The 7,200-nt window shown below is 75.1% G+C and carries 8 protein-coding genes and 1 pseudogene; 7 read left to right on the top strand and 2 right to left on the bottom strand.

Going from position 1 to position 7,200, the window contains the following annotated elements:
* The 7 genes and pseudogenes from AB0D08_RS39765 to AB0D08_RS39735 all read left to right on the top strand — a co-directional run.
* The coding region (locus AB0D08_RS39765) for a transcriptional regulator (protein ID WP_359895230.1) at nucleotides 1–1,856 on the top strand (1,856 nt) is incomplete at its 5' end.
* Nucleotides 1,853–2,419: an XRE family transcriptional regulator gene (locus tag AB0D08_RS39760; protein ID WP_233289295.1), complete on the top strand. Its 567-nt coding sequence runs from the start codon at nucleotides 1,853–1,855 to the stop codon at nucleotides 2,417–2,419. The genes AB0D08_RS39765 and AB0D08_RS39760, both read left to right, overlap by 4 nt.
* Before the next feature lie 305 nt (nucleotides 2,420–2,724).
* Nucleotides 2,725–2,952, top strand: coding sequence for a hypothetical protein (locus AB0D08_RS39755; protein ID WP_359895228.1), 228 nt, complete (start codon nucleotides 2,725–2,727; stop codon nucleotides 2,950–2,952).
* The gene (locus tag AB0D08_RS39750; protein ID WP_359895226.1) at nucleotides 2,942–3,199 is read left to right on the top strand and encodes a type II toxin-antitoxin system RelE/ParE family toxin; all 258 of its coding nucleotides are present in this window, start codon (nucleotides 2,942–2,944) and stop codon (nucleotides 3,197–3,199) included. Before AB0D08_RS39755 ends, AB0D08_RS39750 begins: the two co-directional genes overlap by 11 nt.
* 552 nt (nucleotides 3,200–3,751) lie before the next feature.
* A complete protein-coding gene (locus AB0D08_RS39745; protein ID WP_359895224.1) occupies nucleotides 3,752–4,033 on the top strand; it encodes an HU family DNA-binding protein in 282 nt (93 codons plus the stop codon).
* A gap of 131 nt (nucleotides 4,034–4,164) precedes the next feature.
* The gene (locus AB0D08_RS39740) at nucleotides 4,165–4,917 is read left to right on the top strand and encodes a hypothetical protein (RefSeq protein ID WP_359895222.1); all 753 of its coding nucleotides are present in this window, start codon (nucleotides 4,165–4,167) and stop codon (nucleotides 4,915–4,917) included.
* Nucleotides 4,918–5,031: 114 nt separating this feature from the next.
* Nucleotides 5,032–5,126, top strand: a pseudogene (locus tag AB0D08_RS39735).
* A 237-nt stretch (nucleotides 5,127–5,363) separates the two neighbouring features.
* Here AB0D08_RS39735 and AB0D08_RS39730 read toward each other — a convergent pair.
* Together AB0D08_RS39730 and AB0D08_RS39725 are read right to left on the bottom strand one after the other, a co-directional pair.
* Nucleotides 5,364–6,548: a methyltransferase domain-containing protein gene (locus tag AB0D08_RS39730; RefSeq protein ID WP_359895220.1), complete on the bottom strand. Its 1,185-nt coding sequence runs from the start codon at nucleotides 6,546–6,548 to the stop codon at nucleotides 5,364–5,366.
* Nucleotides 6,545–6,676 carry a hypothetical protein gene (locus AB0D08_RS39725; protein ID WP_255369535.1) on the bottom strand — a complete coding sequence of 44 codons (132 nt, stop codon included), beginning with the start codon at nucleotides 6,674–6,676 and terminating at the stop codon, nucleotides 6,545–6,547. Before AB0D08_RS39725 ends, AB0D08_RS39730 begins: the two co-directional genes overlap by 4 nt.
* Between the last annotated feature and the right edge of the window lie 524 nt (nucleotides 6,677–7,200).

The following is a 7,200-nucleotide window of genomic DNA, read 5'->3' as shown; positions in this document are numbered from 1 at the left end:
GTCGCCCCGGGCGCGGGCCGGTGCGGGCGGGTGAGGGGCCTGTGCGGCGTGCGGCGGCGCGTCCGGTGCAGGCTTTCGACGGGCAGTTCCCGAACGGGCCGTTGGTGGTGCTGGACGGTGACGGTAGCGCTTACGGTGTCGGCGGTCTGGTACTGGAGTGCCCGGCCACCACCTTCGCGCAGCTGGCCGCGTGGGCGCTGGCCGAGTCCGGGCTGGGCGCCGCCAGGTTGAACCGCAACGGCAGGGACGCCGACCCACTCATCGTGCTGACCGCGGCCGCCGCCGAACGCTTCGGCCTACCCCCGAGCCTGGACGACGACCCGGCCACCCGCCGCAGCCAGCGGCTGCCGCAGGACCACAAGGTGGTGAAGGCGCTGGCCCGCTCGAAGTGGCAGCTCACCCGGCGCGGCTTCGGCCCGTGGCCGCGGATTTACCGCCCGGTCGCCGACGGGCGCCGCCAGTGCGTGCAGCTCGCCGTCCTGCCCTGGCGGGCCCTGGACGACCGCGCCTGGGGCGCCGCCGGCACCCTCCCCGCGCCGGACCTGGCCCGCGTGCTCGGCATCTACGCCTCCCGCGTGATCACCCCCCGCGGCTCGAGTGCCACCTGCGGACTCGAGCTGATGACGGCGCTGCGGCCGCCGACCCGGGCGGTGCGTGACGAGGTGTCGGGGGAGTGGGTGTCGGGGCCGAATCCGGGTGCGCTGACCGCGGTGGTTCAGGCGGCGCCGCCGGAGGTGCTCGCCGAGCACCCGGCGGCGCAGGGCTGGAGCGGCGGGTTCATGGACGAGGAGTCCTGCCAGTGGATCCGGCCGGTTCAGACGCTGTCGGAGGCGGAGATGGTGGAGCCGTTCGCGGTCGGCATCGACCTGAACACCGCCTACCTCGCCGCCGCGGGCCGTCTGAACGTGGGACTGGGCGCCCCTGTGCACGTGCGCCGCCCACGGTTCGACAAGAAGGTGCCCGGCGCCTGGCTGGTCGACCTGTCGGGCATCGAGTGCGACCCGCGGCTGCCGTCGCCGTTCACGCCGACCGGCCTCCCCCCGGAGGGGCCGGGCTGGTACGCCACACCCACCATCGCCTATGCCCAGGAGCTCGGCGCCGACGTGCGCCCGGTGGAGGCGTATGTGCGGGAGCAGTACGGCGCCTATCTGGACCCGTGGCACGACCGGTTGCGGGAGGCGTACGTGTCCACGATGGCGGAGGCGGGCATCCCGGTGGAGAAGGACGCCGACGAGCGGGCGTTCCTCGCCGCGATGACGGCGCACCGCCTCCTCAAGGACGCCGGCGAAGACCTGGACGCCCTGCGCGCGGCGCTGGCCGCCGAGGGCCTGGCCCACCTTGCGGGGCTCGGTGACGGCCGCCTGGCCTCGGCCGCGTGGCGTCACCACCAGATCGCCATGGTCCTGACGGCGGTGAAGTCGACGGTGAAGTTCGGCATCGGCAAGCTCCGCGAGCGCCCGCAGGGGGTCGGCTACGTCCCCGGCGAGCCGTGGCCGGCCCTGGAGCGCCCCACCTGGCGGCCGGACATCCGGGCCGCGGTCATCGCGAAGGCGCGGGTGAACCTGCACCGCAAGATGGCCAACGTCGCGAAGGCGAGCGGCCGTTACCCGCTCGGGGTGAACATCGACTGCGTCGTCTACGCCTCCCCGACCGCCTCCCCGCTGGGGTTCCTGCCGCTGACCGGCTCCGGCAAGGTGCTGCCCGGCGCGTTCCGCCTCGGTGCCACTCCCGGCCTGGCGAAGGTCGAGGGTGTGCAGAGCATGCTGTGGGCGGTCGACCTGCTCGAGCGCGAGCAGCCCGTCAACCCGGCCCGCCATGTCAAGGGCTACGACTCCGCCACTGCCGAGGGGAAGTGAACGGCACCGTGGAGGAGATCACCGACGCGATCGACCGCGCCACCCCCGCGCACTTCACCCAGACCCCGCCCAAGACGCCGCAGGCCCAGATGCGGGCCCTCGTCAAGGCCGCGAAGGGCGACCGCAAGCAGGTGGCGGCCCGCCTGGGCATCGACCCGAACACGGTGCGCCGCTACCTGACGGGCAAGCTGCGCCATCCGCGTCCGGCGCTGCGCGAGGCGTTGGCCCGCGAGGTGGGCCGGGTGTGGCAGCCCGGCATCCGCCGCAGGGCCCGCAAGCAGGCCGCCACCGCCGGCGGCATCACCGTCGAGGTCTGGGCCACCTTCGGCTACACCGCGCCGGGCGGCACCACCGACCAGGCCCGGCTGCGGCACCTGACCCTCCACCTCCCGCCCTCCTGGGCCGGGCGGCTGTTCGCGGCCCAGGACGAGGGCGCCGACGACCGCCGGATGCGCGAGGTGATGGCCGAGGCGTTCCAGGAAATCTATTTCAAGGACGGCGGACGGAACGAAGGACTCGAAGTCGCATTCACGGACATCCGGGCGATCGACGTCAAATTCTGAATTCCGGACACGGCCGCGAGAAGACGAAATCTCAGGTGCGGTCGGGCGGAACCCGGGCCCGACCGCACCCCGTGTGCCGGCCGCCCGACGCCCGGCCCCTGATACCCGGCGGCCCGTGCCCGGTCTGTGTGCTGCTCACCGGGGGACCGGGCGGGCGCGGGCCCGCCGTCGCTGCGCCGCGCGAAGGAACCGGCGGCCGCGGTCAATTCGACTTCGGTCGACCACGGTTCCGGATAGCGCGTTTCTGGCTACCGTGGGGGGTGAACTCCCGGGCCCGGACCACCGGGGGCCGGACGGGGAGCGTGATGACGTCGAACGACAGCGGCCGCGAACAGCTCGCCTCCGAGGGCGTTGACGCGCTGCGCGCCATGGCCCGGGAGGAGCGCGGCCGGGCCGGGCAGTTGGCCGCGTTCCTGGAGGACGTCGCCGCCAACGGCCTGCCCGACCCCGAGGGCTGCACGCCGTGGGAGGAGTTGCGCGAACGCCACCTCGCCGAGCTGGCGAACGGGCAGACTGAGCAGCGTGTCGCCTGAAACCCCGCGCCGTGCCGACGTCGCCTTCTCCGACCTCGCCGCCCGCCAGCTCGAAAAGCTGACCGCGGCCCAGACCCACCGCCTGGACCGCGCCCTGGTCGCCATCTCCGTGCGCCCCGACATCGGCCACCCGCTCGAGGGCGGCGGCCGACTGCGCGACTACCGCGACGACATCGACGGTGTCCGCATCATCTACCACGTCACGGTCCGTCAAACCATCGTGGTTATCGGGTACGTCGAGGTCTAGGAACCCCGGCCCCGCGGCGGCCGGGCCCGTACCGGCGGCCGTCGAAGCCACGAGGGCCGGGAGTCGCCCGCCGCAGTGATGCCGGCCCGGGCAACCGCCGGGCCCGCAGCCGCCGCCGCGCCCACCGGCGGCCGGACCGTTCAGGCCGCGCGACGGGCGCCTCCTTGCGGTTCTGCCTTACCGTCCCGGCCCGGCGGAGCGTGCCCCTGTGCCCCCGTGCGACTTCGAGTGAGGTCCTGGCCTTTCCGGGGTGCCTCGCACGGCAGCCTGCACGGCTGTCCGCATGGAGACCTGCACGGCACCTTGCATGGCAGCCCGCATGGTATCCCGCGACCGCGACCGCGGGCGCCGTCGGCCACCACCGCGGCCTGCCGGCTGGGCCGTCCGGGGGCCCGACGTGGTGGGGTGCGTGATCGTGCAGGGGTTCGGTCGTTGGCCAGGGCGGCGCAGCCCCGGGCAGGACACAGGGGTGCGCCGTCGGCCCCCGTGTCCGGGGGTTTTCCAGTGGACGTGTCACCGCCCGCCCGCGGGTGGTGCGGAAGGGCGGCAGCCGTGAACAAGCAGGAGCTCATCGATCTGGTGGCCGAGGACAGTGAGGCGTCGAAGGCGGTGGTGAACAAGGTCCTCGACACCCTCCTGCACGCCATCAAGAACGCGGTTGTGGAGGGTGGTGAGGTGCAGCTGACCGGGTTCGGGTCGTTCGCGGCCGGCAACCGGGCCGCCCGCACCGGCCGTAACCCGCGCACGGGTGAGGCGATCGAGATCGCGGCGTCCAGGACGGTGAAGTTCACCGCGGGCAAGGCCTTCAAGGACGCCGTCAACATCCCGGCCTGACCTCGGCCCGGCTTGCCGGCTCGGCCCGCACCGACGCCCGCCTCCCGCCGCCCGTCGTGCGCCGCCTCCCGTGGCTGTCGGTGGTGGGAGGCGTACTGCGCTGCGGGCGATCGGCAGGGGGGAGTGGGGGTGTGCCGGTGACAGCGGGCCAGGACAAGGAGCGGGCGGCGGGCGCGGGGGTGTCGCGGCGGCCGGTGCGCAGCCGGGTGCGGCACGGCCAGGCCTCGTGTGCGGACCACGGGTGCGCCTTTTCCGCGTGCCGGCAGGCGGCGCTGCGGGCCCGCAGGCGTCGTGACCGCGACCGTGCGAAGGGTGTGGCGGCCCGGGTCGATCCCGCCCCTGTGGCCGCCCGTGCCGCGGTGGTGGTGCGCCGCGGTATGTCGGCTCAGGACATTGCGGACGCCTCCGGCATCGCTGTCACGCTCATCCGGCGCCTGTTGCGCGAGCCGGCCGGCCGGCCGGTGCGGATCGCCCGCGGCACCGCGGAGGCGGTCCTCGGTGTTGCGCTGCCCGGACGCGAGCGGCCCCCTTCTCCGGGGCGGGGTCTGACGTGTGCCGCTGCGGCGGCCGCGGTCCTGGCCGAGCTGGAGGCGCGGGGCTGGACCGCGGCGTATCTTGCCGCGCGCCTGCGCACGAGCGCTGCCACCGTGGCGGCGGTGCGTGACGGGTCCCGCCGCCGGATCACCGTCGCGCTGGATCTGCGCGTCCACCGTCTGCGGGCGCGCCTTGCGGCGACGGATCCCCGCTGCCGTGGGGATCCGGGCCGGCGACGCGGCCCGCACCCGTGCCGTCGCCCGAGGGCGGGCAACGCGCCATCGGGTGGTCCGGGTGGCGGCCTGACGGCCGGACGGCCGCCGGATTCCGTGCCGGACCCGGGGGTGTGAGGGCCGGCAAGGGGCGGGGCGGCATGGCGGTCAGCGGGGTGTCAGTACCGGGTCAGGCGCCCGGGGCATTCTGATGGCACGTCAGGGAGCGCCGGAAACGGACTCCCGGGACCGGGAGAGGTGCCCGGAGCGGTTCATCGGGTGCCTGGCCAGTGATGGCCGAGCAGGGTCTTTCGGGGCCCGCGCAGGTTCGAATCCTGCCCTCTCCGCCCCCTGGGCGTGCCGTGCACGCGGTGGCCCGCTTGTCCCGCCTGTTCTTCCCCGGCCCCGCTGTCCGGCCGCGCGTCTGCGCCGGCCGGGCCGGGGGGGCGTACGGTCGCAGCCGGGGACGGGACGTCCACGCTGGTCCTGTCTCCGGTTCCGGCCCGGCCGCACCCCCGACGGCCGGGCCTCACCTGCGCACCTGGCCGGTGGACGCCCGGCAGCCTGCTGCGCCTGGCCGAGAGTCAGCCGGCGGGCGGGCTCCAGTGGTTGTCGGGGTGATCGAGCCACACGGTGCGCCGGCCGGCCCGGGTGAGGGTGAGTCCGAACCGCTGGTAGCCGGGGGCCCCGGCGTGCTGCCAGGTGTTCCAGGTGGTGTGGATCTCGTCCCACAGGCGCCGGGGGCCGCTCTGGCGGACCTGGTACTCGTCCGCGCCGGGGACGGAGTCGACGGTGGCCCAGGAGGTGACGGTGGTGTCGAAGAACCACCAGGTCACGGTCTCCTGGTAGGGGGCGCGGCGGTAGTAGACGTCCGGTAGGCGGGTGCCGATGGCGAGCTGGGCGAGCCAGGAGTCGCCGATGGCCTCGGGGTCGAGGCCGGTGACCGACGCCGTGGCGTCGCCGGGCCACTCTCCGGGCAGGTAGGCGTCGACGGGCGGGGCCTGGTAACGCTGCTGGCGCATCCTCATGAAGTCCGAGGGGCCGGTGAAGTGCCCGGCCGCCGTGCGGCCGTCGCCGTCGCGGTCGACGTTCAGGCGGGTCATGGCGCCGCCGCCGAACAAGGTGGCCACCGGAGCGACGAGGATCCCGCCGGGGCGGGTCGCCCCGAGCCAGGCGGTGGGGATGTCGGTGACCAGGCTGGAGCAGGTCGCGATGAGCCGGTCGGCCCGCCCGCTGGCCTCATCGGTGGTGGGTTCGGCGCCGTCGCCGGTCACCACGCGCACCCCGTCGAGGCCGGCCGCGGTGAGGTTGGCGCGGGCGGTGTCGGCGACGGTCTTGTCGATCTCGACGCTCACCACCCGGTCGGGGCCGAGGCGGTGGGCGAGGAGGGCGGCGTTGTAGCCGGGGCCGGTGCCGATCTCGTGGACCAGGTGGCCGTCCTGGACGTCGAGGTCGCGGAGCATGGAGGCGACCATCGTCGGCATGCTCAGGCTGGAGGTGAAGTCCCGCATGCCCGCGCCCTGGTCGCCGTCGTCCCACTGGGTGATCGCCGGGGTGTCGCGGTAGGCACCGGCCAGCCAGCCCTCGGGGTCGGCGGCTCGGTCGCGCTCGACCGCGGTGCGGTCGGTGAACTCCCAGTAGACCGGCGGCAGGAACAGGTGCCGGGGGACCGCCTCGAACGCCGGGCGCCAACCCGGCTCCAGCGCGCCGGTGTCCGCGAGGTGGCCGGCGAGCCGGTGGCGGGCGCCCTCGGACCGGTCGGCGCTCACTTGTGCTTCGGCTCGGGCTCGGGGCCCTGGCCGTCGGGGCTGGGCTTGGGCCCGATGTCGGGGCCGCCCGGCTTGGCGTGCGCCCCGCCGCCGCCGTCCCCCGGACCGCCCTTGTTCTCGTCACCCATCGTCGCGCCCCTCTCACCCAGCGGAGCCACCATCCTGGTGGGCGCCGGATGCTGACGGCAAGAGGGCCAGGCCGCAGGCCCCGGACGGCAGGCCCGGCCGGACCGGGCGGAGCAGGAGGCCGGTGCCCGGGGGTGGTTCGGCCGGGCACCGCCGCGACCGTGGACATCGCCGAGGCCGCCATCGGCCGGGCGCGCCGGGCAGCACGCCGGGCCGTGCCCGGCCGGCCGCTACGCTGCCCGCCGGCGCGCGCCGGTGGGCTGCCGAGGAGCCGGAGGGAGCGGCGGATGGCCGGGGAGTGGCAGCAGTTGGGGCCGTGGTCGGCGTGGGTGCCGTGGAGGACGGCTCCGGCCGAGACTCCGGACCGGCCGGGGGCGCATCTCGCCCGTGCGGGCGGTGCGCCGCCCGGCCACGGCAGGGTGCCCCGCGCCATGCCGACCAGGTGAGGACGCCGGGAGAGTGGTCTTCCTATGATGGGCGAATGACACCCGAGGACCGCTTCCCCGGGCCTGAACTGCCCGACTCA

Origin of the sequence: Kitasatospora sp. NPDC048540, assembly GCF_040651175.1 — a bacterium.
Lineage (GTDB): Bacteria > Actinomycetota > Actinomycetes > Streptomycetales > Streptomycetaceae > Kitasatospora.
The sequence above is the reverse complement of the archived record's forward strand: the minus strand, read 5'-3'. Positions and strand labels throughout refer to the sequence as shown.

Coding starts and splice junctions, on each gene's coding strand:
- AB0D08_RS39755 (WP_359895228.1), top strand. CDS start 2,725: ATGACGTCGAACGACAGCGGCCGCGAACAGCTCGCCTCCGAGGGCGTT.
- AB0D08_RS39725 (WP_255369535.1), bottom strand. CDS start 6,676: ATGGGTGACGAGAACAAGGGCGGTCCGGGGGACGGCGGCGGCGGGGCG.